The organism is Gluconacetobacter dulcium (assembly GCF_014174165.1).
Lineage (GTDB): Bacteria > Pseudomonadota > Alphaproteobacteria > Acetobacterales > Acetobacteraceae > Gluconacetobacter > Gluconacetobacter dulcium.
This window is the reverse complement of record NZ_JABEQN010000068.1, coordinates 1-769: the sequence shown is the minus strand read 5'-3', so window position 1 is coordinate 769 and position 769 is coordinate 1. Positions and strand designations below refer to the sequence as shown.

1 protein-coding gene is annotated in these 769 nt (G+C 69.1%); it reads left to right on the top strand.

Translation table 11 applies throughout. The annotated features are described in order from the left end of the window. A partial coding sequence (locus HLH25_RS19910) for a transketolase C-terminal domain-containing protein (RefSeq protein WP_281376882.1) occupies positions 1 to 769 on the top strand: 769 nt, incomplete at both ends.

Genomic DNA, 769 nt, shown 5'->3' with positions numbered 1-769 from the left:
GCGCCTATCCCGACCGCTTCTTCGATGTCGGGATCGCCGAGCAGCATGCCGTCACCTTCGCCGCCGGCATGGCCACCGAGGGGCTGCGCCCGTTCTGCGCCATCTATTCCACCTTCCTGCAACGCGCCTATGATCAGGTGATGCATGACGTGGTGCTACAGAACCTGCCGGTGCGCTTCGCCATCGACCGCGCCGGTCTGGTCGGCGCCGACGGCGCCACCCACGCGGGTTCGTTCGACATCAATTATCTGGGCTGCCTGCCCGGCATGACCATCATGGCCCCCAGCGACGAGCTGGAACTGCTGCACATGACGGCCACCGCCTGCGCCTTCGACGACGGCCCGATCGCCCTGCGCTACCCGCGCGGCAACGGGCTGGGCCTGGCCCTGCCCGAGGAAGGCACGGTGCTGGAGATCGGCCGTGGCCGCATCGTCCGCGAAATGGGCCGCCAGGCCGGGCGCGAGAAGGGCGGCATCGCCATCCTGTCGCTGGGCACCCGCATGGCCGAGGTGCTGAAGGCCGCCGACATGCTGGCCACCCAGGGCCTCCCTCCCACCGTAGCCGACGCCCGCTTCGCCAAGCCGCTCGACACCGCGCTGATCGAAAACCTCGCCCGCAACCACGCGGTGCTGATCACCATCGAGGAAGGGGCGGAAGGCGGGTTCGGGGCCTATGTCATGCACCATCTGGCGCGCACCGGCCTGCTCGACAGCGTCCGCTTCCGCCCGATGACGCTCCCCGACCGCTTCATCGACCACAACACGCAGGA